The sequence below is a fragment of the Metabacillus sp. Hm71 genome (assembly GCF_051842955.2).
Taxonomy (GTDB): domain Bacteria; phylum Bacillota; class Bacilli; order Bacillales; family Bacillaceae; genus Metabacillus.
On sequence record NZ_CM200278.1, the window covers coordinates 3904807 to 3928119 of the forward strand.

At 39.2% G+C, this 23313-nt stretch carries 20 protein-coding genes and 1 riboswitch; of the genes, 4 read left to right on the forward strand and 16 right to left on the reverse strand.

Annotated features, from left to right (window positions below):
- Positions 1–6: 6 nt before the first annotated feature.
- From ACSVDH_RS19335 to ACSVDH_RS19345, 3 genes are all read right to left on the reverse strand, one after another.
- Complete coding sequence (locus ACSVDH_RS19335) at positions 7–1071, reverse strand: M24 family metallopeptidase (RefSeq protein WP_439250210.1); 1065 nt, start codon at positions 1069–1071, stop codon at positions 7–9.
- A complete protein-coding gene (gene aroQ, locus ACSVDH_RS19340; RefSeq protein WP_439250209.1) occupies positions 1071–1511 on the reverse strand; it encodes a type II 3-dehydroquinate dehydratase in 441 nt (146 codons plus the stop codon). Before aroQ ends, ACSVDH_RS19335 begins: the two co-directional genes overlap by 1 nt.
- Positions 1512–1633: 122 nt before the next feature.
- A complete protein-coding gene (locus ACSVDH_RS19345; protein ID WP_439250208.1) occupies positions 1634–2164 on the reverse strand; it encodes a YqhR family membrane protein in 531 nt (176 codons plus the stop codon).
- A gap of 338 nt (positions 2165–2502) precedes the next feature.
- On the opposite strand from ACSVDH_RS19345, the gene ACSVDH_RS19350 reads away from it, so the two are divergent.
- Entirely contained in the window at positions 2503–3453 is a 951-nt protein-coding gene (locus ACSVDH_RS19350; RefSeq protein WP_439250207.1) for a DUF1385 domain-containing protein, read from the forward strand.
- Positions 3454–3649: 196 nt separating this feature from the next.
- Positions 3650–4030 carry an SA1362 family protein gene (locus ACSVDH_RS19355; protein WP_299088022.1) on the forward strand — a complete coding sequence of 127 codons (381 nt, stop codon included), beginning with the start codon at positions 3650–3652 and terminating at the stop codon, positions 4028–4030.
- Here ACSVDH_RS19355 and ACSVDH_RS19360 read toward each other — a convergent pair.
- The 9 genes from ACSVDH_RS19360 to lipM form a co-directional block, all read right to left on the reverse strand.
- Positions 4027–4914: a patatin-like phospholipase family protein gene (locus ACSVDH_RS19360; RefSeq protein WP_299088020.1), complete on the reverse strand. Its 888-nt coding sequence runs from the start codon at positions 4912–4914 to the stop codon at positions 4027–4029. The genes ACSVDH_RS19355 and ACSVDH_RS19360 overlap by 4 nt on opposite strands.
- A 141-nt stretch (positions 4915–5055) precedes the next feature.
- A complete protein-coding gene (nikC, locus tag ACSVDH_RS19365; protein ID WP_439250206.1) occupies positions 5056–5952 on the reverse strand; it encodes a nickel transporter permease in 897 nt (298 codons plus the stop codon).
- 22 nt (positions 5953–5974) lie between these two features.
- A complete protein-coding gene (locus ACSVDH_RS19370) occupies positions 5975–6982 on the reverse strand; it encodes an ABC transporter permease (protein WP_439250205.1) in 1008 nt (335 codons plus the stop codon).
- Positions 6983–7043: 61 nt separating this feature from the next.
- On the reverse strand, positions 7044–8654 hold the full coding sequence (locus ACSVDH_RS19375) for an ABC transporter substrate-binding protein (RefSeq protein WP_439250204.1): 1611 nt from the start codon (positions 8652–8654) through the stop codon (positions 7044–7046).
- 48 nt (positions 8655–8702) lie between these two features.
- A complete protein-coding gene (locus tag ACSVDH_RS19380) occupies positions 8703–9668 on the reverse strand; it encodes an ABC transporter ATP-binding protein (RefSeq protein WP_439250203.1) in 966 nt (321 codons plus the stop codon).
- Positions 9649–10662: an ABC transporter ATP-binding protein gene (locus tag ACSVDH_RS19385; protein WP_439250202.1), complete on the reverse strand. Its 1014-nt coding sequence runs from the start codon at positions 10660–10662 to the stop codon at positions 9649–9651. Before ACSVDH_RS19385 ends, ACSVDH_RS19380 begins: the two co-directional genes overlap by 20 nt.
- A 454-nt stretch (positions 10663–11116) precedes the next feature.
- Positions 11117–11539, reverse strand: a complete 423-nt coding sequence (gene mntR / locus ACSVDH_RS19390) for a transcriptional regulator MntR (RefSeq protein WP_046513334.1) — start codon at positions 11537–11539, stop codon at positions 11117–11119.
- A 177-nt stretch (positions 11540–11716) separates the two neighbouring features.
- Positions 11717–14275 (reverse strand): vitamin B12-dependent ribonucleotide reductase, encoded by a 2559-nt coding sequence (locus ACSVDH_RS19395; protein ID WP_439250201.1) that lies wholly within the window; start codon positions 14273–14275, stop codon positions 11717–11719.
- 449 nt (positions 14276–14724) lie between these two features.
- The gene (lipM, locus tag ACSVDH_RS19400) at positions 14725–15561 is read right to left on the reverse strand and encodes an octanoyltransferase LipM (protein ID WP_299088002.1); all 837 of its coding nucleotides are present in this window, start codon (positions 15559–15561) and stop codon (positions 14725–14727) included.
- Positions 15562–15744: 183 nt separating this feature from the next.
- Between lipM and ACSVDH_RS19405 the strand changes: the two genes are divergently transcribed.
- Positions 15745–16131, forward strand: coding sequence for a rhodanese-like domain-containing protein (locus tag ACSVDH_RS19405; RefSeq protein ID WP_299087999.1), 387 nt, complete (start codon positions 15745–15747; stop codon positions 16129–16131).
- A 70-nt stretch (positions 16132–16201) separates the two neighbouring features.
- On the opposite strand, the gene ACSVDH_RS19410 is transcribed toward ACSVDH_RS19405, so the two are convergent.
- The 4 genes from ACSVDH_RS19410 to gcvT form a co-directional block, all read right to left on the reverse strand.
- The gene (locus ACSVDH_RS19410) at positions 16202–16885 is read right to left on the reverse strand and encodes a helix-turn-helix domain-containing protein (RefSeq protein ID WP_299087996.1); all 684 of its coding nucleotides are present in this window, start codon (positions 16883–16885) and stop codon (positions 16202–16204) included.
- Between the two features lie 192 nt (positions 16886–17077).
- A complete protein-coding gene (gcvPB, locus tag ACSVDH_RS19415) occupies positions 17078–18535 on the reverse strand; it encodes an aminomethyl-transferring glycine dehydrogenase subunit GcvPB (protein ID WP_439250199.1) in 1458 nt (485 codons plus the stop codon).
- The gene (gene gcvPA, locus ACSVDH_RS19420; RefSeq protein WP_299087990.1) at positions 18528–19874 is read right to left on the reverse strand and encodes an aminomethyl-transferring glycine dehydrogenase subunit GcvPA; all 1347 of its coding nucleotides are present in this window, start codon (positions 19872–19874) and stop codon (positions 18528–18530) included. Before gcvPA ends, gcvPB begins: the two co-directional genes overlap by 8 nt.
- 43 nt (positions 19875–19917) lie before the next feature.
- Complete coding sequence (gene gcvT, locus ACSVDH_RS19425; RefSeq protein ID WP_439250197.1) at positions 19918–21021, reverse strand: glycine cleavage system aminomethyltransferase GcvT; 1104 nt, start codon at positions 21019–21021, stop codon at positions 19918–19920.
- Positions 21022–21243: 222 nt separating this feature from the next.
- Positions 21244–21336, reverse strand: a riboswitch (glycine riboswitch).
- Positions 21337–21627: 291 nt separating this feature from the next.
- On the opposite strand from gcvT, the gene ACSVDH_RS19430 reads away from it, so the two are divergent.
- On the forward strand, positions 21628–23313 hold the full coding sequence (locus ACSVDH_RS19430) for a DEAD/DEAH box helicase (protein ID WP_439250195.1): 1686 nt from the start codon (positions 21628–21630) through the stop codon (positions 23311–23313).

Sequence of the window (23313 nt, forward strand, 5' to 3'; positions counted from 1 at the left end):
TCCCTATTACAAAATAATAAGATCTTTTGGTGAATGAGTAAGCGACTCATTTCCGCTTTCTGTAATTACTGTATCATCTTCAATTCTGACGCCGCCTAGACCAGCTATATAAATCCCAGGTTCAACAGTTACCACCATGCCTGGTTCAAGAATTGTATCAGATCTAAAGGATAAAGCAGGTCCTTCATGGACTTCCATTCCTAAACCGTGGCCAGTTGAATGTCCGAAATACTCACCATAGCCTTGTTCAGTAATATAGTCCCTGGTAAGAGCATCTGCCTCTTTCCCTGACATACCTGGATTTATTCCATTCATGCCGCGCATTTGTGCTTCAAGAACAATCGCATAGATATTCTTCAGCTCATCACTTGGCTGGCCTACGGCAAACGTTCTCGTGATATCTGAACAGTATCCTTTGTAGTATGCACCAAAATCAAGTGTAACAAAATCACCTTTTTCAATTTCTTTGTTACTTGCTACACCATGCGGCAAAGCAGAACGATAGCCTGAAGCAACAATCATATCAAAGGATGAGGATTCAGCACCATTTTTTCTCATAAAAAATTCAAGTTCATTTGCAACTTCAATTTCTTTTAAACCAGGTTTTACAAACGTTAAAATATGCTTATATGCAGCGTCAGCAATCTCAGCTGCTTCCTTTAATATCTTAATCTCTGCCGATGACTTAATCAAGCGTAACTTTTCAACCGCACCTGACACTGGTAAAAATTCTGTATCTGTTAATGCATTTTTATAGGATGCATAAGCTTGATAGGTTAAATGATCCTGCTCAAAACCAAGCCTTTTAATCCCTAATTGTTTAACAACGGCTGTAACCTCTTCTATGATAGGTCCGGTATGCTTGACAATCTCATAGCCTTCTACTTCCTTTGCGGCTTGCTCTGTATAACGGAAATCAGTTATAAATACAGCTTTATCTAAAGAAATGACGGCAACACCAGAAGTACCTGTAAACCCTGTCATATATCTGCGATTAAATTTACTTGTAATTAATAGTCCATCAATTGATAAATCTTTGAATCGATTGCGGATTTTTTCTAATTTAATCATTAGTTACCTCCTCCTGCTCTCTCCTTTAATGCCAGCATTCCCAGTTCATACCCTTTAAATCCCAGACCGATGATTTGTCCGATTGTGACTGGAGCTGTTACAGATGTGTGACGAAATTCCTCTCTAGCGTGAACATTTGATATATGTACTTCAATAACCGGGAGTGTTACTCCTGCAATTGCATCACGGATCGCATAACTATAATGTGTAAATGCTCCTGGGTTCAAAATAATCCCATCAAACTGACCTTCTGCTTCATGAATGGCATCGATGATATCTCCTTCATGATTTGATTGAAAACAAGTTACTTCTATCTGTTCTTTTTCACCAAACGACAATAATTTCTTTTCTAAATCTGTTAACGTTTCTGAACCATAAATGGCAGGCTCACGCAATCCAAGTCTATTGAGATTTGGACCATTTATAATTAAAATCTTCATGACAATTCTTGCACCCCTTTTCATAAGAAAATTATCTTTCATCATTAATTTCTTTTTTACGAAAAAAAAGAATGTTCAGCTAATGAACATTCTATCACAACTCATCTCTTTCACACTATGATCTAATTCTCATTATTTGTATTTAACTCATTATAATCGAATGAAATCGAGTAGCCGACAAAAAGACCATATAAAATATAAAGGCAGACTGTTGTCACAATTGTCCCTCTTGGCAATTCAAAAATTCGCTTAAGGTCCGGGAACATCGGGTTGAGAATAAAAAAAACAAGTCCCCATAAGGCTGCTCCATATGCGATTCCAATCCACATTGAGGTAAACCGCTTTAATACGGCGTAATAAACCAATGCAACTCCAATAGAGATAACTCCGATTAATACTATGCTAATAAATTCGCCAAGTGTTCCATTTTTCCAATCACCTAAAGCAATTGGCTGGAGGATAAGACTCGGTTTAATTTCGGTATAGTTCAAAATAGAAGCTAAGTATGCCAGTAAACTCCAAAATACACCGCCTATAAAACCTGTTGAAATCACCTTCCCTATTTGTGATACAGGCTTTTCCCTTTTGTTTTGCTCAAAGCGAGGATTGTCTTCTTCCTTTACATCATCTGTCTTCTTTTTATCATCTGCCATTTCACTGCACCTCCATTTACTACTATGTCCATTTTTATAAAAGTCATGTTTTTTCCCTATTTTTTACTTAAATGAAAATTACATGTCTAGTAAATAGAAGCATGGGTATAATGTAAATAAAGGAATTATTTCCAGCAGAAAATTCCCTTGGACGATTATTTTTAAAAAAAGAGCACAAACGAAGACATAATGAGCTTACCTGCAAATATCACGCTAGAGGTTTCCTTCTAAATTCTGTATTATATAGATAATAACTAAACAAAGTTTGTCTTATAACCAAAGGTGTTAGATCCTTTGAGACAGATTATGGATAAACAGAATAGATAGGTTGGTGTCTCATGTCAAATCAAAAAAAGCCTGCATATGGCGGGCAAGCTGTAATTGAGGGTGTTATGTTCGGTGGCAAGCATCATTATGTAACGGCAATCCGCAGAACGGATCAATCCATTGATTTCTTTCATTTAAAAAGAAAAAATCAACCCGTATTATCAAAGCTTAAAAAGATTCCTTTTTTACGGGGGATTGTAGCGATTATTGAGGCTAGTGCCAACGGCTCTAAGCATTTAAATTTTTCAACAGAGCGTTTTGAAGTTGACCCTAAAGATGATGAAAAAATGGCAGAAGAAAAGAAGCAAAACGAATCAAAGATGGCGATGTGGCTTGGGATTGCCGCTGTAGGGGTTATCTCATTTTTCTTCGGAAAAGTAATTTTTACCCTTCTTCCTGTGTTCCTTGCACATTTTATGCGCCCGCTAGTGCCATCAGATTTCGGGCAAATTCTAGTAGAAGGTGCTTTCAAACTCGTGCTGCTTTTAGCATATATATATGCTATATCCTTCACACCATTGATTAAACGCGTATTCCAGTATCACGGGGCTGAACATAAAGTCATCAATACGTATGAAAACAACTTGCCGCTTACAGTGGAAAATGTACAAAGTCAGTCAAGGCTGCATTACCGATGCGGCAGCAGTTTCATCTTGTTTACTGTGATCGTCGGTATTTTCGTTTATACTCTTGTACCTTTGGATCCATTGTGGCTGCGAATCGTTAACCGTTTAGCACTTATTCCAGTCGTTCTAGGGATTTCGTTTGAAGTATTACAGCTTACAAATAAGCTTCGTGATGTACCTGTCTTACGATATTTAGGATATCCAGGACTTTGGCTCCAGCTGTTAACTACGAAAGAGCCAACAGATGACCAGGTTGAAGTCGCGATTGCAAGCTTTAATGAGCTTATGCGTAAAGAAAAGGAAACAGAAACAGCATTATCAGAACAAATCGTTTAATCTCATCTTTTTTGAAGGAAAAAAGACGGAACGACACGAATTTAAAATGAATAAATAGAAATATAGACATTTCGTTTTTTGTTGTTCCGTTAGCACTTCTATAAATATAAAGCAGTTTCCTTCATTTACCCTGTGAGGTATAGCATAAAATTGGTTTTATTCATATTGATTGGTATCTTTTATCGGAGGTGGTTATATGAATCGTCGTGTGGTGAATGGAATCGTTTTGGCAATTATTTTATTAGGTGCAGTTGGATTAATATCAACTTTACTATCTGATCCGTTGTGGCTATTAAAACAAATTGCGATCTATGCTGCTATTGCTGGAATTATTTATCTCGTCTATCGAATGGTGATGAAACGGAAATTAGGTAAGGAGTATTCCTCCTATGCCAGAGCAGCAAAGCGTTCAAAAAGACGTTTCGACGACCGCAGCAGCCGTGGTTCAAATGTCAGAAACATAGCCCATGCTAAAAAATCAACAAAAACCTCTGCCATTAAAAAGAAAAGACAACCATCACATTTAACGGTGATTGAAGGGAAAAAAGGCAAAAAGAAAAACCGTGCATTTTTCTAATAGGTCCAACTTTTAAGAAATTCGATTGTTCGACTTCTACCTAGCTCAATGAGAGCTAGTTTTTTTTCTTCATTTAAGTTCCATTCCGTTGAAACAAGATGATCGACAGGTAAAAAAATAATATTTTTCTCATGTTTGCTTGAAATGTGCCGACTGTCGTGTGCATCTTTCATCGTTTCAAATAATGCACCAAACATGTCAAATGCATTACGAATCTTTTTTTTAGGCCGCTCCTTTTCATTTGAACTTAATTTGATCCCCAGGACCGGCCTCGATTTAATCGACTTTTTCGATTGATAAAACAGCCAAATTGGAAAATTACTTAACACTCCCCCATCAACAATGATATTACTTCCTGTCGAGCTCGCAAGCCTTACAGGTTCAAAAAAATAAGGTAAGCTGCAACTCATTCTTACTGCCCTTCCTACAGAAAACGATTCAGGATTTATTCCATATTTATGAAGATCATCAGGCAGCACGATTAGTCTGCCATTTGTTAAATCAGAGGCAACAATTCGAAGTGAACCGCTTGGAATATCGGCAAATGTAGTAATTCCTTTCTTTTTCAACTTTGATATAATCCATTCTTCTAGTTTAGCTCCTTTATATAGTCCAAGATTCCAATACAAAGATATCCATTTCATGAAAGCAAACGGCAAAAAGGATTTTCGTTCATCAAGAAACATTGTTAGGTCAACTTCTTCCATCATCTCTGCTATTTCCTCAGCAGTATATCCGGCAATAATAAAGGCAGCGATAATAGAGCCAGCACTCGTCCCTGCTAAGCGCTTAAATTTATAGCCATTTTCCTCAAGCGCTTGATATGCACCAATCAGGGCAAAGCCTTTAATCCCTCCGCCTGATAAAACACCATCAATATACATGTCCTTCCCTCCCTTTAGCCTCTACTTTATAGTGTAAGAAGCTAAAAGTGAAAATAGACCAATTGAGTGAATAACTGCTTTATGACCAAAACTACAACAAGCCCTAAAGACTTATCGCCTTTATGGGCTTGTATCATAATTTCATTGCTTCATTTTAGGATCTAATACATCGCGTAAGCCGTCACCCATCAAATTAAATCCCAATACAGTTAACATGATGGCAACTCCAGGAAAAAATAGTGTCCATGGCGCCTGAACTAAATACTGTTTTGAATCAGCGAGCATTTTTCCCCATTCAGGTGCTGGTGCTTGAGCCCCTAAACCGAGAAATCCAAGTGCAGCAGCTTCAATAATCGCTGTAGCAATCGAAAGTGTTGCTTGAACAATTATCGGTGTCAAACAATTGGGAAGGATGTGCATATATAAAATGCGCCTATCCTTCATCCCGATTGCTTTGGCAGCCATTATATACTCTTCTTGTTTGACACTTAAAACCTTTGACCTGACAAGCCGCCCAAAGTTGGGAATATTGATAATGGCAATCGCGATTAACGCATTTTGCAATGATGGTCCAAGAATAGCAACAACAGCAATCGCTAACAAAATACTCGGAAAAGCAAGCATGATATCAAAACATCGTGAAATGATCGTGTCTGCCCATTTACCATAGTAACCGGCAACAATCCCTAAGATTGTCCCAACAATTGCTGACCCCAACACTGAGAAAAAACCGACCCATAAAGAGATTCTCGCTCCATAAACAATTCGGGAAAAAATATCTCTGCCGAAGTCATCTGTTCCAAACCAATGCTCACTAGAAGGAGCTAGCAGCCTTTTGGATAATTCTTGATCTTTGAAGGCATACGGTGCAATAACCGGTGCAAGCAAGGCCAGAATAATAAAGAAGAGAACTATCCCTAATCCAATTAACGCTAATTTATTTCGGCAAAAAGCTTTCCCCGCTTCTTTCCATGGAGATAATCCCTCCAACTTAACCTCGGAGGTTGTAATGGATGGTTGTTTTGCAAGCTCTGCCACTTATTTCCCCCCCTTTATTTGGTTATGAATGGTAGTTAATTCGCGGATCAATTAATCCATATAACAAATCGATGATTAGGTTAATGACGACAAAGATAACAGCAATCAATAAAATACCTGATTGAATCACAGGGTAATCTCGATAACCAATTGCATCATAAAGATACCTGCCGATTCCCGGCCACCCAAAAATCGTCTCGGTTAAAATCGCCCCTCCTAACAATAGACCTGTTTGTAGACCGATAACTGTTAAGACAGGAATGATGGCATTTTTCAAAGAGTGCTTATAAACGACCCAAAACATGCTTACACCTTTCGCTCTAGCCGTACGAATATAATCGGATTTAATCACCTCAAGCATTGTCGAACGTGTCATTCTAGCAATAATGGCCATTGGAATCGTTGCTAACGCAAGGCTCGGCAGGATAAGATGCTGAATCACTTGTCCAAATTGATCCATACTGCCTTGAATCAAGGTATCTAGTAAAAAAAGATTCGTTATCGCCGTTACCGGGTTCCTAACATCTTCTCTTCCTGTTGAAGGCAGCCAGCCCAATTCAATCGAAAACGCCCATTGCTCCATCAGACCAAGCCAAAATATCGGCATTGAGACCCCGATTAAAGCAAAAATCATGGCAAGGTAATCAAACCATGAATGAGAAAACCAGGCACTAATGATTCCAGCATTCACTCCAACAAAAACAGCGATGACCATCGCAACCACGGTTAATTCAATTGTTGCAGCCAAATATGGCCAAATTTCTTCATTTATAGGTCCTCTCGTTCGTAAAGAGATTCCTAAATCACCGGTGAGGAGACCTTTTAGATAATCAACATATTGGATATACCATGGCCGATCAAGACCTAATTCCCTTGTTAAGGTAGCAATGGCCTCCTTTGTTGCCTTTTGTCCAAGAATCACCTGTGCCGGGTCACCTGGTATCGCATGAATAATGGCAAAAACAATGAGGGTCATTCCAAATAAAACAGGAATTAACGAAAATACACGCCGAAAAGTATAAACAACCATATCGATTCACCTCTATAATTTAGGCTTTGTAAAAAGGGGAGGTCCTCTCCCCCTCCTATCCTTATTTAAAATCTACCTTTGTTAAAGGTTCTGATCCTGTCGGATGCGGCAAATAGTTTGCAAGATCACTAGATCCTGCTAATAAAGGTGTTGAATGAACTAAAGGAACCCATGGTGCATCCTCATGGATAATTTCTTGTGCCTGTTTGTATAACTCATTACGTGTTTCTTGATTAGTTTCCGTCTGTGCCTTAATCAACACTTCATGGAGCTTATCATTGCTGTAGTAAGAATAGTTGTTGCTTCCAATACTATCCTTATCTAATAGTGTATATAAGAAGTTATCTGGATCTCCATTATCACCAGTCCAGCCAAGCATGTATGCATCGAACTCACCCTTAACCGCTTTATCTAAATAAGTCGCCCAATCGACGGACTGGATGTTTGCTTTTACGCCAATTTCAGCGAAAGATGCCTGAATGACTTCTGCAACCTTCATTCCCTCCGGCATATATGGACGTGCAACAGGCATCGCCCATAAATCCATCTCAAATCCATCAGGGTATCCGGCTTCAGCTAACAATTGCTTCGCCTTTTCCTGGTCATATTCATAATCTTTAATCTCATCATTATAGCCTTCTATTGAAGGCGGCATTGGATTTTTGGCCGGTTCTGCCTTACCGCCATAAAACGCATCAATGATCGCTTGTTTATCAATCGCATGGCTTAAGGCTTGACGGACAAGCTTGTTATCAAATGGCGGACGGTTTGTCGTAAAACCTATATAACCAACATTCATTGAAGGTCTTTCGATTAACTGAAGCTGATCATTTCCTGTTATGGTTTCTTCATCAGAATTATTCACACCGTCCATTAAATCGATTTCGCCATTGACCAACGCGTTTAACCGCGCCGTATTTTCTGGAATCACACGGAAGATAACTTGATTTAATTTTGGATAGCCTTTTAACCAATAGTTTTCATTCTTTTCAAGCACGATTCGATCATTTTGCTTCCACTCTACAAACTTAAACGGACCTGTACCAACTGGATTTTTTCTAAAATCTTCTCCATATTTTTCAACAGCTGCCGGGCTCGCAATGCCAAATGGAGACATCGCTAAATTTTTTAAGAAAGGCGCTTGTGGTCGATTTAGCACAAATTGAACAGTATGTTCATCAATTGCTTTCACTTCTTTAATCACATGACTCTCATCCCCTTTATAGCCGCCAAACATGCTGTAATATGGAAACTGGTCCTCATTCCCATTCATCCAGCGATTAAAATTAAAGACAACTGCCTCTGCATTAAAATCTGTCTCATCATGAAATGTAACACCTTGGCGAAGCTTGAATGTGTAGGTAAGAGCATCTTCTGATACAGTCCATGATTCTGCAAGACCCGGATGCAAGGTTGTATCCTGCTCCCCGTACGAAACCAATGTTTCAAAAATATTTTCCGTAACCTTAAACGTCTCTCCTTCAGTAGTAGTGATTGGATCCAAAGAGGTCGAATCCCCGCCACGGCCAAATACAAGCGCGTCCTTCTTTTTCGCATCATCTGATGGTTTTCCTTCAGTACCAGCCTCTTGATTTGAGCTATTGCATCCTGCTGCAATTAAACATAGTGCCAAAACCAAACTTAAAAACAACTTTACCTTTTTTCTACTCATTTGCTTACATACCCCCGTTTTTATTTTTTATCATCAAGCTGTAAGCCATTAATTAACTAAATGACATGCAACATAATGACCATCAATGCTTCGATATTCAGGTCTAACCGTTTTACAACGATCTATACAAGCTGGACATCTAGTATGAAACGCACAGCCGGACGGCGGGTTTGAAGGACTGGGAAACTCTCCGGAAATGGTGATTGTTTCTCTTTTATAATCAGGATCGGGTATAGGAACAGCAGATAGAAGTGTTTTTGTATAGGGATGCATCGGATGTTCATAAAGCTCATCACTTTTCGCTAATTCTATTAATCTTCCTAAATACATCACCCCAACCCGGTCACTTATATGTCTGACAACTCCAAGGTCATGGGCAATAAATAGATAGGTCAGCTGAAATTGTTTCTGAATATCCTGAAGCAGATTAAGAATTTGTGCTTGAATGGAGACATCTAGAGCAGATACTGGTTCATCAGCAATAATTAATTTAGGCTTTGTCATTAAGGCTCTCGCAATCCCAATTCGTTGACGTTGACCACCGCTAAATTGATGCGGATACCTTTTTGCGTGATAACTGCTTAATCCAACGATTTCAAGCATTTCTTGTACTCGCTTTTTCCTTTCGGCTTTCGAACCAATCCCGTGAACAATAAGGGGCTCCTCCAGGATTTTTTCAATCGAGTGCCTTGGATTTAATGAAGCATATGGATCTTGGAAAACCATTTGGATATTCCGACGGGTTTTGCGTAATTCTGCTTTTGATAGTTTGGTTATCTCTTTATCTTCAAAGAGGATCTGTCCATCACTAGCCTCTACTAATCTCATGACCAATCGGGCTGTGGTGGACTTTCCGCAGCCGCTTTCTCCAACAATCCCTAATGTCTCACCCTTTTTCAAGGAGAAAGAGATGTCATCCACCGCTCTTACTTCCCCTTTTTTCTTTCCAAAAGGTCCGCCAGTTATCGGATAGTACTTTTTCAGGCCTTCAACTTTAAGAAGTAACTCTGACATCTTTATCAGCCTCCTGTTTCCCTTTATGCAAGAAGCAGCGAACCTTATGGTTAGGAAGATTCTGCTGATATAATGGCGGAGCCTCTTCAAAGCAAAGCCTCTTTGACGTTTCACATCTTTCAGCAAACTTACATCCTTTCTGCGTACTACCAGGTCGAAGGATCGTTCCAGGTATACTATATAAACGGCCTCTGTTCCCTCGCAGGTCTGGAACTGACTTTAATAGACCGATTGTATAAGGATGCTGCGGTGCTTTTAAAATCGTCCTAACATCCCCTTGTTCAACGATCTCTCCAGCGTACATCACAACCACTCGATCACAAATCTCAGCTACGACTCCTAAATCATGTGTAATAAGAATAATTGATGTATTGATGTTTCTATTTAAATTCTTCATAAGCGAGAGGATTTGAGCTTGTATGGTGACATCAAGCGCTGTAGTCGGCTCGTCCGCAATCAGTACACGCGGGTTGCACGCCATTGCCATCGCAATCATAACCCGTTGTCTCATGCCGCCTGAGAGCTGATGGGGATATTCGGTTATTACCTCACTAGCCCTTGGTATCCCGACTAGATGCAGCAATTCTATCGTTTTTGCTTTTCGTTCTTTTTTTGTAAGCCTTGTATGTATTCGAAGTGCTTCACTTATCTGGTTACCAATCGTAAATAACGGGTTTAAAGATGTCATTGGCTCCTGAAAAATCATCGCAATTTGATTCCCTCTGATTTTCCGCAACTCTTGTTCTTTTAGCTTTGTTAGATCTCTGTTTTCAAACTCAATAGAACCATGGTCAATCTTTCCGGGAGGCCTTGGAATCAATCCCATTGTTGCTAAAGATGTTACACTCTTGCCGCTTCCTGATTCTCCAACGATTCCCAAAATCTCTCCTTCCAATAACTCAAAGCTAATTCCGTCGACTGCCGTAATGGCACTTTGGCCTGTATGAAAAGATACCTTTAAATCCTTAATTTGCAGAATCGGTCTTTCAGTCATATCATCACCTGCCATCTTTATTTTTATAAAATTTAAAACTATTAAAATATAACAAATGCAAGTATGGACAATTATGACACAAAACCTATTTGCCTCTTGCTAAAATTTGTCGGAAACGTCCAAGAACTTTTCGACAGTTTTTATTTTCTTTTATCCCTTTAAAGCACCTTATTTTTAAAGCGTTGCATCTTAACACAACTAAAAACTATTGCTTTTTTCAAGCAGGAGTCAAAATTAGAGTTCTTATTCATAAAATTTTATTGAAATAATTTAGAATATAGTAACAAAATTTTAGTTAGATGCAGTCATTTTCACCTGAAATAGATGTTCAATATTTCATTTGATGACTTTTCAGCTACTTATGATGGACAATTAGATTTTGGACACTCCGACTTGCAATAAAAAGCCCTATGAAGCAGGAGTTTCAATCCTGCTTCATAGGGCTTTTTTTGAACTATTGTTCTTCATTATTTTTTTGAATACTTCTTAACGTATCAATCCGTTGTTCATTTTCTTCGAAGTATTGAACAAGATCACCGATGCGATCGATGGCATTCCAGCTTAAATGATGTTCAATTCCTTCTACATCATTGTAAATCTTATCATCATCAACACCAATTATTTTTAGAAACTGTTCTAACAGCTCATGGCGATATACAAGTCGTTTGCCAATTTTTTTCCCTTTATTTGTTAAGACAAGTCCACGGTATTTTTCATATATTAAGTATTCATCTTTATCAAGCTTTTGAACCATCTTTGTGACTGAGGAGGGATGTACAGCTAATGCTTCTGCTATGTCAGAAACACGGGCATATCCTTTATCTTCTATCAGTATATATATTTGCTCAATATAATCTTCCATGCTAGGTGTTGGCATGCGTTTCCCTCCAAATTGCCGATCTTTTTTAAACGAAATCATATCAATTTTACATGAGAATAATCCTCTTTACAAGAAATATGGAATCTTCGGGCTATTATCACTATTTTTTCCATTTGGGTCCTAACCACGAAAAAGGATCTGACATTTGCCAGACCCTACTTCAGTTATGCTTTTTTACAATCCGCATTTAAGCTGCGCACCGCAACTCGTACATGTATTACAGCCGCCAAGATCTTCTACTGTACCTTCACGACATACAGGACATGTATTTCCGACTTCATTTCCTATTGTAACATCTGTTGAGCGCAGATCATTAATAGTATCAACAAGAACGACTTTTCCTTTTTCTTTTGTTGCTACGTCCTCTGTATCATCAAACGTGTTTTCTTCTGCTTTTAATGTTAATACTTGTGTGTCACGGCTTCCGTCTACATAAACTGTACCACCTTTGGCACCGCCTTTATATAAACGCTCGTAAACTTTCTCTACCTGTTCCACAGTATAGCCTTTAGGAGCATTTACCGTTTTACTGATTGAACTATCAATCCAGCGCTGGATGACACATTGCACATCTGCATGAGCCTCAGGAGCCAATTCCATTGCGGAAACAAACCATGCTGGCAGATTATTAGGATCTGCTTCCGGATGGCTATCTAAATACTCTTGAACAATATCAGCTTTTACTTCAATGAATTTCCCTAATCTTCCGCTGCGGAAATAAGAGAATGAGAAGTAAGGCTCAAGTCCAGTTGATACACCAACCATTGTCCCTGTTGATCCCGTAGGTGCGACAGTTAATAGATGTGAGTTACGAATACCGAACTCTTTCACACCTTCTAATATATCAGCAGGCATTTTACTCATGAAGCCTGTTTGCGTAAATGCTTCCCGAAGACGATTGGTTTCTGCTTCATTTTCGCCAACCAAGAAAGGAAAGCTGCCTTTTTCTTTCGCTAATTCGATGGACGCACGATATGCTGTTGTTGCAATCGTTTCAAATACCTTGTCTATTAAGACATTGCCTTCTTCTGAACCATATTCTGTCTCACAATAAATAAGCAGGTCGTGCAAGCCCATTACACCAAGACCAACACGTCGTTCACCAAGTGCTTGATGTTTGTTTTCCGGCAAGAAGTATGGAGTTGCATCGATGACGTTATCCTGCATTCTCACACCGACTTCAACGGTTTTTCTTAATTTATCAAAGTCGACTGTTTTTGTTTCTTTATTGGCCATTTCTGCTAAATTGACAGCAGCTAAATTACACACACTGTAAGGTGCAAGGGGTTGCTCTCCACATGGATTTGTCGCAACAACTTGTTGACCATATGCTTTTGCATTTGTCATGTCGTTTGCGTTATCGATGAAGAAAATGCCTGGCTCTGCTGAATAGGTTGCACAAATATTAATTAGGTTCCAAAGCTCTTTTGCTTTGATTTTACGATATGTGCGAACCTTGTAGCCGAGCTTTTCCCATTCGCGTACATCACCGACTTTATGCCAGTTTTCATTGTACGCCTTCATGTTTTCTTCATTGTAGCTTTCTACATCCGGGAAACGCAGTTCATAATCAGCGTCCTTTTCAACTGCATCCATAAAGTCTTTTGTTAACGTTACAGAAATATTTGCACCTGTTAGGAATTCAGAATTATGAACACTGTAATTACCGCCAGTGCGAAGTTTTATCTCTGCATCTTTGATGATTTTTTCACTGAAACCGCCTGTTCCAGGGATATTTTTGTAGTTAACGATCCCTTGGTACATGTCGATTTCCTGTTGTGTTAGCGGCGTGAATTTTAATTTATCTTGAGCGTATTTTTTGATCGCTTCATCATTTGTATTTTCGATTAAGTATCTTAGTATACGTGGATTCTGCATTTTTGAGATGATGAATTCAATGATATCAGGATGCCAATCTGCCAGCATAATCATTTGAGCTCCTCTGCGAGATCCGCCCTGCTCAACAAGATGCGTCAACTTCGCAATATCATCTAACCATGATACAGAACCAGATGATTTACCATTTACTCCGCGTGCAAGTGTATTGCGCGGACGTAAGGTTGAACCGTTTGTTCCAACACCGCCGCCGCGGCTCATGATTTCCATTACCTGCTTGCGATGCTCGGAAATGCCTTCACGTGAGTCTTTAACAAATGGCATGACATAGCAGTTAAAGTATGTTACGTCCGTTCCTGCGCCTGCTCCATAAAGAACACGACCTGCAGGAATAAAATTTAAATTAACAAGCTCTTGATAAAACTTTTCGAACCATTCTTTACGTTTTTCTTCCGTTGCTTCCACCGATGCTAATCCCGTTGCATTTCGTTTTGCAATTTGTTCGTAAAAGATTTCAAGCGGTTTCTCAATGACGTCTAACGAGCGTTTTACGATACCTGTTTCCACTTCCTCAGGTTTGTCTAAAGAATGACGATACTCCTCTTCAACAAGTACGCTTGCCGTTTTTGCTTGCCAATCAATTTCTTTAATGAATCCAAGTCCTCTTGCCGGGAATTTAGGATCCTCTTTAATCGTGAGAACGACAAAGTCTCCTTCAGAAAGGGTGATTTTCTCCGTATCCTTAAACGTATAACGGTCAAGCATAACGAGTCTTGATACACCCTTATGAGTTAACTTCATATCCTCAGTAATTGGATGAACCTGCGGAAATGCTGCGATATCTTTGTTAAGCTTCTCCACATTAATGGCCATCATTTGCTCAGTACCAACAGTCATTGTAACAACTCCTCTATCTATCTCTCTATTAATGTTCTGATTAAACTTACCATATCCGACCACATTATTCAATATATAGTGTCTATAATTTTGCAAACAATACTATATATAGTTTTTTGGTCAACATCCATCCAATTTGTCAAATCAAAAACTTATTAAAAAGCAAAGAAAAAGTACGATTGAATAAGATATTGTTCTAAAAAGGATGGATTTTGAAGAATTTTGTCACTTGCAAGATGAAAGTTGTCAAAAAAGATTGATTTATAAGGATTTATCATAATTTGTGTCGAAAAAATTACTTTTTGTATTCAACCGAGTACACCTTTATCAAATTGACAACAAGCTTTTATTATAATAGATTTTTATATAAATTGCATTTGTTTTACTAGCTATTTTTTCAAAGAAAAAAGACGCAACCTAAGCGATCACGTCTGCACTTATTTTCTCGTTTACCTTTTAAAATTCCACTCATCGCTCTCATATTTCTTTTTTGCTAAAGTTTCGACAATTTCAAGCTCTTCATGTGAAAGAGTATATGGCTCTAATTCAATATTCAAGCCTTTTTCAAAGCCTTCTTTAAAAGCTTTCTTCGCTTCCTCTATTATTACTGGCTTATCGCGAAGAGTATTTGTAGCAACAGCTTTGTTTTTAAAGGCACGTTGCATCCGTTCTCTAACTCGATCATTCGGATATTTAAATAGGTCAAATAACAGATCCTCATCTAAATCAAGCAGGATCGAGCCATGCTGAAGAATAACACCCTTTTGCCGTGTTTGCGCGCTCCCAGCGACTTTCCGCCCTTCAACCACAAGCTCATACCACGAAGGGGCATCAAAGCACACAGCAGAACGAGGTGACTTCAGCCCTTGCCTTTCCTCTTCCGTACGCGGAATCGCAAAATACGCATCAAGGCCCAGGTTTTTAAATCCTTCTAAAATCCCTTCTGAAATTACGCGATACGCTTCTGTTACCGTTTTAGGCATATCTGGATGCCCCTCGGAAACAATGACGCTATAGGTAAGTTCCTTATCATGCAGAACTCCGCGCCCGCCTGTCGGCCTTCTAACAAATCCTAATCCGTATTTTTTAACAGCCTCTAAATTTATCTCTTTTTCTACCTTTTGAAAATAACCGATCGAAAGAGTAGCTGGATTCCAGCCATAAAATCGAATGGTAGGCGGTATTTTCCCTGTACTATGCCAATCTAATAAAGCTTCATCTAAAGCCATATTAAACGCTGGTGAACAATTGCCCGAATCAATATATCGCCAAACTTCCTTCGTCATAACGTAACCCTTCTTTTTTAAAAATTTTACTATTTAAGTCTAGCAAAACTTTCGAAAGAAGGAAATAATATTGCATGTTAGCTAATGACAATTAAGACGAGCTTTTATATAATAAGAGAGGTTTACTTTAGAGTTCTTAAGAGCTTACAATTAGAAAAACATACATAAAAGGGGTCGAGCATTTTGACAACAACATGGTTACTCATTATTTTAGCAGCAGCACTAATCGGTTACTCTGCTTTTACTTTTTTCTATCAACGCAAAATCATGAAACACCTAACAGAAGAAGAATTCCGTACGGGCTATCGTAAAGCACAATTAATTGATGTTCGTGAACCAAACGAATTCGAAGGCGGTCATATTTTAGGTGCTAGAAATATCCCGTTATCTCAATTGCGTCAACGCTATAAAGAAATTCGTCAGGACCAGCCAGTTTATCTTTACTGCCAAAACACTGTACGCAGCGGCCGTGCAGCACAAATGCTGAAACGCAAAGGATATAGTGATTTAAATTGTTTAAAAGGCGGATTTAAAGGCTGGACAGGGAAAATAAAGAAAAAAAATGGATAAAATAAAGCAGACTCAGTACATAGCTCTTTATCAATTACGATAAGACTGTGACTGCGTCTGCTTTTTTTCATTATTTTGCAAAGCCCATTATTTGTTTAATAACGGCCAAGCCAGATCTTTGCTCATGTTTAATTCTTTCTTGCCTGTCCTGATGCTGCTTTAGAAATGCTAAGAAACGCTCCTCACGTTCATCCGTTTGCTTTTGAACAAGTTCCCGTTCACGGCGAATTTCTTCCTTATAAAGCTCACGCTCGGATTCAGACACCTCGGACAATGAGCTGATCATTTCCTGAACATCGGAAAACTCAATACGGGCAACCTCAGTTTGCAGCTTAGCTGTTCTTGCTATCTGGTTGTTTACCGACTGCACAACATTTTGCTCCAGCTGCTTTAAGCGTTCATCTAGCTTTAGAATTCCCTGCACTTCATTCGATTCGATAAAAGCAGTAAGTTTTGCAAGCGACTGCTTTAGCTCCGAAACATCCTGCTCATCAAATTGAGCTTCTTGTTGCAATGATGAACCATTTTGATTTTGCAATAATTGCTTAATCGTTTGTGTATCTAAATTGCTTTCCTTAAACGATTTGATTTTCCTAAGCATTTCAATGTTCTCAACCGTAAGAAGCCTTGTGTTTTTGTCATCTCGTTTAAATGATAAAAACTCTGGAAATTCTTCCTCCCAGTTTTTCAATAAGTAAGCCTTTTCTCCGACTAATGAAGCCGCCTTTGAAATCGTTACATATTTTGTTGCCAATCTATCCACCAACCCTCTTTTTATTTTTTGCTAACCTATTTATTCTTCAAGGGCTGCAGCGTTTTCCTTCATGTCGACAAAGGTTCTAAAAACTAGTCATAACCTTTGTGAATCTCCTGCTTTTCGGCAAGGAAGCACAAAAAAACTGACTTGCTAGTAAGAGGATCCCTACAGCAAATCAGTTTTTTCGACTTAACGTTGGTATTTTAAAATTGGCTTACGAGCAGCTGTTGTTTCATCTAGTCGTTTCACAACTGTCGTGTGCGGTGCTTCTTGAACAATTTCAGGTGTCTCTTCCGCTTCCTTGGCGATCTGAATCATTGCATCAATAAAGGAATCGAGAGTTTCTTTTGATTCCGTTTCAGTCGGCTCAATCATAATACACTCTTCAACATTTAAAGGGAAATAGATCGTTGGCGGATGATAGCCAAAGTCAAGCAAACGTTTTGCAATGTCAAGCGTACGTACGCCAAGCTTCTTTTGACGCTTTCCGGATAACACAAATTCATGCTTGCAATGCTGATCAAATGGCAGATCATAATATGGCGCTAGACGGCGCATCATATAATTTGCATTTAAGACAGCAAATTCTGTTACAGCCTTTAATCCATCTGGCCCCATTGTACGAATATACGTATAAGCACGAACATTGATACCGAAGTTTCCATAGAATGGCTTTACACGGCCAATCGATTGCGGACGATCATAATCAAAATGATAGCCTTCTTCCGTCTTAACTAAGACAGGCTTTGGTAAAAACGGAATAAGATCTGCTTTTACGCCAACCGGACCTGAGCCTGGGCCGCCGCCCCCATGCGGTCCTGTAAATGTTTTATGAAGGTTAAGATGAACGACATCAAACCCCATATCTCCCGGACGCGCTTTGCTCAATACTGCATTTAAATTAGCTCCATCATAATAAAGCTTGCCGCCAGCATCATGGACAATTTTCGCCATTTCTAAAATATGCGCTTCAAATAATCCGAGCGTGTTAGGGTTAGTTAGCATCAATGCAGCTGTTTGCTCGTCAACAACACGTCTTAAATCCTCTAAATCCACCAATCCATTTTCATCTGATTTAACCGTCACAGTTTCAAAGCCTGCAACAGTTGCTGATGCTGGATTCGTTCCGTGTGCCGAGTCTGGAACAATCACTTTTGTACGTTTCAAATCATTATTGGCTTCATGATAGGCACGAATCATCATAAGTCCAGTCCATTCACCATGAGCCCCTGCCGCTGGTTGCAGCGTCACTTCATCCATGCCAGTGATTTCCTTTAAGTGCTCTTGAAGATCAAATAAAAGCTCCATTGCTCCTTGAACTGTAGATTCATCTTGTAATGGGTGAATATGCGCCAGACCAGCCATCCGCGCTACATTTTCATTGATTTTCGGATTGTATTTCATCGTACAGGATCCTAATGGATAAAAACCGGAATCAACACCATGATTGCGTTTAGATAGTGCCGTATAATGTCTCATAATATCGAGCTCAGATACTTCAGGCAGCTCTGCCTCTTCACTGCGAAGATAATCAGCAGGAATGAGTTCTTCTAATGACAATTCTTCAACCTCAAGCTCAGGCAGACTATACCCTACTCGTCCTTTTTTGCTCAGTTCAAAAATTAATGCTTGATCTTGATTATTCATTGCCATCCCCCAATTCCTTCACAAGTGTGTCAATTTCTTCTTTTGTGCGCAGCTCTGTTACAGCGATAAGCATATGGTTTTCAAGCTCAGGGTAAACTGTTCCAAGATCAAAGCCGCCGATGATCCCTTTTTCTAATAGCTGTTTATTTACTTCACGAACTGGTTTTGTTAGCTTTACAACAAATTCATTAAAAATAGGCTGTGTGAAAGGTACTTCCAATCCTGCTCTTAAACATGCATTTTTCGCATAATTGGCCTTTTGAATATTTTGAATCGCCATCTCTTTTACCCCTTGCTTGCCAAGTGCCGTCATTGCAACCGAAGCAGCAAGGGCATTTAATGCCTGGTTTGAACAAATATTGGAGGTCGCTTTATCACGGCGAATATGCTGTTCACGTGCTTGGAGCGTTAAAACAAAGCCGCGTTTTCCATTTTCATCAGTTGTTTGACCAACAAGACGTCCTGGAACCTTTCTGACCAGCTTATTCGTAACGGCAAAATATCCGCAGTGCGGGCCGCCAAATGCTGTTGGAATCCCGAATGGCTGTGCATCACCTGCAACAATATCTGCACCGAATGCGCCAGGAGGGGTTAATGCTCCTAATGCTAGTGGATTAGCTGAAACGATAAACATGCTTTTCCCAGTATGTGCGATCGGTTCAATTTCTTTTAAAGGCTCAATATGGCCAAAGAAGTTCGGATATTGAACCAATACTGCTGCAACATCATCAGACATTTCGTGTCTTAGTGCCTCTAGATCAGTTACACCATCTTTTATCGGCACTTCAACAACCTCAATATATTGGCCCTTTGCATAAGTTTTAATAACATCAAGAGATTCAGGATGTACCGCTTTTGACACGAGGACCTTTTTCTTTTTCGTTTGACCGGCAGCAAGCATTGCCGCTTCAGCTAATGCTGTCCCGCCATCATACATTGAAGAATTTGCAACATCCATCCCGGTTAACTCACAAATCATTGTTTGAAATTCAAAAATGGCTTGCAGCTCACCTTGAGAAATCTCTGGCTGATATGGTGTGTAAGCAGTATAAAATTCTGAACGAGAAATCACATGATCAACGATGACCGGCATGTAATGATCATATACCCCTGCACCTAAAAATGAAGCATGGCTTCGTAAATCTTTGTTTTTAGCCGCTAATTGGGAAAGCTCTTTTAAAAGCTCTGTTTCCGATTTCGCTTTTTTAATATTGTATTCTCCTTTAAAACGAACACTTTCTGGTATATCTTGAAACAGCTCATCAACAGATTGTACACCGATGGCTTGTAGCATTTCCTGCTTATCCTGCTCGGTCATTGGTAAATAGCGATGATTCATTGCTTATGAACCCCTCTCATAGTTGGATGTTTTTTTCTTACTATTATTTCTTTGGGCGTTTGTAAAAAGGTGTCGTTACGACAACAGCTTTTAATCTCTTTTTACGAATTTGAACTTCTACCTCTGTTCCTAGCTTTGTAAATTCGGCTTTTAATAAAGCCAAACCAATGTTTTTCTTTAAGGTTGGAGATTGAGTACCAGTCGTAACAATTCCAATTTCTTCATCACCAGCAAATACTTCATACCCATGGCGTGGAATGCCTTTGTCAATCACTTCAATACCGACCAATTTTCGTGCCGGGCCGTTTTCTTTTTGTTCCTTTAATACAGCTTTCCCTATAAAATCAACTTCTTTATTCGGTTTTACCGCAAACCCGATTCCTGCCTCGATTGGGGTAATATCCTTTGATAGCTCCTGTCCATAAAGCGGCAGATTTGCTTCAAAACGAAGGGTGTCACGAGCACCTAATCCACAAGGGATCACACCGTCTTCCTTCCCCGCTTCTAAAATACGTTGCCAAAGACCGACAGCATCGTCTGAAGCACAATAAATTTCAAAGCCGTCTTCACCTGTGTAACCTGTTCTTGAAACAAGTACCTTGGACCCGGCGATGTTAACACCATCTTTAAATTTAAAGAATTTTATTTCTGATAAATCCGTATCGGTAAGTGATTGCAGCACGTTTTCCGCAACTGGACCCTGAAGTGCTAAGAGAGCCACCTCATCTGATATGTTTTTAATCGTTACGTCGCCAAATAAATGAGATGTTAGCCATTCAACATCCTTTTCAATATTTGACGCATTAATCACGAGCAGGAAGTCATCCTCTGCTTTTCGATAAATAAGCAAATCGTCAACAGTACCACCATTTTCATAACACATAGCTGTATATTGTGCGCCGCCATCCTTTAATAAAGCGACATCGTTGGTCACGATCTTTTGTAAAAAAGCTAGGCTGTCTTTCCCGCGGATCTCGACTTCTCCCATATGTGATACATCAAAAAGACCTGCTTTTGTCCGAACGGCTTCATGCTCTTCTTTAATAGAAGAAAATTGAACCGGCAAATCCCAGCCGCCAAAATCAATTGTTTTTGCACCGTAGCTTTTATACACGTTATATAATGGTGTTCGTTTTAACTCTGTCATATTGGGTAGACTCCCTTCAATTTTTGGTAAACTTATAAAGTGAGATTTAATTGAAAACAACAAAAAAAGGACATAGAACTCCCACTATCTTATAGTAGAAGTCTCTGTCCTTTTACCTGAAAGTTTACCTTATGTATAAGCGGCAAAGAACTGCTTACACTTGCCACATAAGGCTTTCCCCTTTGGTAGTTTGCTGACTTTTGCAAACACTCTCCAGAGCCGCGTCAAATAAGAGTCTTTTTGCCTGAGAGATTCACAGTTGTTTGCTCCTTCGGCGCTATATACCTTAGCTATAGTCTCTCCCCTTATTCTCATCCGCACATATTTCATTTTCAAAGTGGTTATACTACTTTAATAAATGACGATGACATTCAAACATTTCTAGTAAAGAAGAATGTAACAATTAAGAACTTTCTTTCTTCACTTACATCCTACCATGAGGGCAGGGTTTCGGCAATCTATTTTTTCCTTAACATTAAAGTTTTTTTATATAAGAATGTTCGTGTTTTTAATGATTCATTTATATTATTAGCTTTAAAGCCATTTTTTCTAACGAAATCGTGAACATTCCCTTGCAGCTTTGATTAAGAAAGGACTGTCATTCTTATGAATGTAAAGACATACTTTGATTCCTCTTGGGAGGAAGGTTTTTTTGAAAGACTAGAAAATGATGGGGTTTGGTCAAACTGGGAACTCTATAAGCTTTGCTATGAAGTGCAACAGCACACAGCCGTTCCATCATTTGAAGGCTTACAGGCGCCTAAGCACCTTCCGCATTTTACGCCGCTTCCCCATCAGTTAGAGGTAGCCCAAAGAGTTGTAGAACAAATGAATGGAAAAGCTATTTTAGCTGATGAGGTTGGGTTAGGAAAGACAATCGAAGCAGGGCTTATTCTAAAAGAATATATGATTCGCGGCTTAGTAAAAAAGGTGTTGATTTTGGTTCCCGCCTCTCTCGTCTCCCAATGGGCCCGCGAGTTAAATGAAAAATTTTACATCCCTGCGGTCGAACAAAAGAAAAGCTATGTTTGGGAAGCTTATGATGTTGTTGTATCCTCCATCGATACTGCGAAGCGAAGCCCGCATCGGGAAATCGTTTATGAACAAAACTATGATTTAGTCATTATTGATGAAGCTCATAAGCTAAAAAATAATAAAACCAAAAACTATGAATTTGTCCAAAACCTTAAGAAAAAATATTGCCTCTTGTTAACAGCAACACCTGTACAAAATAGAGTGGAAGAAATTTTTAACCTAGTTTCTTTATTAAAGCCAGGCCACTTAGGAAATGAATCCTATTTTTCAGAAGCATTTTCTGCAAAGGAACGGTCATTAGAGGACCATGAACACCTGCGTGAGCTGATTAATAAGGTCATGATCCGGAATCGCCGCGGCGATACTGGCATTGATTGGCCAAAACGTCATGTAGAAACCGTACCAATTGAGTTTTCAGAAACAGAACAAAATCTTTATGACACGATCACGTCATTAAAGGCTTCTTCAAAATATGCTGCCAATGCATTTTCGATTATGACTCTGCAACGTGAAGCATGCAGCAGCCGTGAAGCCGTATATATGACATTAAAGAAAATGCTCGATCGTCCTGAAGAGGAAGAAGCCGCCTTACCTAATGAGGTTATTAAGGACATTATGATTGCTATAGACGGCGTCACGCAAAATACAAAGGCACTAAAGGTCGTTGAACTGATCAAAGAGATTGATGACAAAGTTATCATCTTTACAGAATATCGGGCAACACAATTTTATCTGCAATGGTTCTTACAGCAACATGGCATTACCTCTGTTCCCTTCCGCGGGGGCTTCAAACGTGGAAAAAAAGATTGGATGAAAGAGCTCTTTAAAAATCGAGTACAAGTGCTCATCGCGACAGAAGCAGGCGGCGAAGGGATCAATCTGCAATTCTGTCACCATATCATTAACTATGACCTGCCATGGAATCCGATGAGGCTTGAACAACGAATCGGCCGGATTCACCGCTTAGGACAAGAACATGATGTGCATATTTACAATATGGCCACAAAAAACACAGTAGAAGAGCATATTTTAAAGCTGCTCTATGAAAAAATAAATTTATTTGAAAAAGTCATTGGTGATCTTGATGAAATTTTAACAAAATTAGAAATTAAAAATTTCGAAGAGCATATCCAAGACATTATGATCCATTCGAAAAGTGATGGCGAGATGAAGATTAAAATGGAAAACTTAACGTCAATTCTTGATTATGCCAGTGCCTCTCAGGAGCAGAGAAAGGCAGCTGGAGGAGTTCAATAA

Bases quoted from the DNA above. Each gene is read 5' to 3' on its own strand.
- ACSVDH_RS19335 (WP_439250210.1), bottom strand. From the start codon at position 1,071: ATGATTAAATTAGAAAAAATCCGCAATCGATTCAAAGATTTATCAATT.
- aroQ (WP_439250209.1), bottom strand. From the start codon at position 1,511: ATGAAGATTTTAATTATAAATGGTCCAAATCTCAATAGACTTGGATTG.
- ACSVDH_RS19345 (WP_439250208.1), bottom strand. From the start codon at position 2,164: ATGGCAGATGATAAAAAGAAGACAGATGATGTAAAGGAAGAAGACAAT.
- ACSVDH_RS19350 (WP_439250207.1), top strand. From the start codon at position 2,503: ATGTCAAATCAAAAAAAGCCTGCATATGGCGGGCAAGCTGTAATTGAG.
- ACSVDH_RS19355 (WP_299088022.1), top strand. From the start codon at position 3,650: ATGAATCGTCGTGTGGTGAATGGAATCGTTTTGGCAATTATTTTATTA.
- ACSVDH_RS19360 (WP_299088020.1), bottom strand. From the start codon at position 4,914: ATGTATATTGATGGTGTTTTATCAGGCGGAGGGATTAAAGGCTTTGCC.
- ACSVDH_RS19370 (WP_439250205.1), bottom strand. From the start codon at position 6,982: ATGGTTGTTTATACTTTTCGGCGTGTATTTTCGTTAATTCCTGTTTTA.
- ACSVDH_RS19375 (WP_439250204.1), bottom strand. From the start codon at position 8,654: ATGAGTAGAAAAAAGGTAAAGTTGTTTTTAAGTTTGGTTTTGGCACTA.
- ACSVDH_RS19380 (WP_439250203.1), bottom strand. From the start codon at position 9,668: ATGTCAGAGTTACTTCTTAAAGTTGAAGGCCTGAAAAAGTACTATCCG.
- ACSVDH_RS19385 (WP_439250202.1), bottom strand. From the start codon at position 10,662: ATGACTGAAAGACCGATTCTGCAAATTAAGGATTTAAAGGTATCTTTT.
- mntR (WP_046513334.1), bottom strand. From the start codon at position 11,539: ATGCCAACACCTAGCATGGAAGATTATATTGAGCAAATATATATACTG.
- ACSVDH_RS19395 (WP_439250201.1), bottom strand. From the start codon at position 14,275: ATGACTGTTGGTACTGAGCAAATGATGGCCATTAATGTGGAGAAGCTT.
- lipM (WP_299088002.1), bottom strand. From the start codon at position 15,561: ATGACGAAGGAAGTTTGGCGATATATTGATTCGGGCAATTGTTCACCA.
- gcvPB (WP_439250199.1), bottom strand. From the start codon at position 18,535: ATGAATAATCAAGATCAAGCATTAATTTTTGAACTGAGCAAAAAAGGA.
- gcvPA (WP_299087990.1), bottom strand. From the start codon at position 19,874: ATGAATCATCGCTATTTACCAATGACCGAGCAGGATAAGCAGGAAATG.
- gcvT (WP_439250197.1), bottom strand. From the start codon at position 21,021: ATGACAGAGTTAAAACGAACACCATTATATAACGTGTATAAAAGCTAC.
- ACSVDH_RS19430 (WP_439250195.1), top strand. From the start codon at position 21,628: ATGAATGTAAAGACATACTTTGATTCCTCTTGGGAGGAAGGTTTTTTT.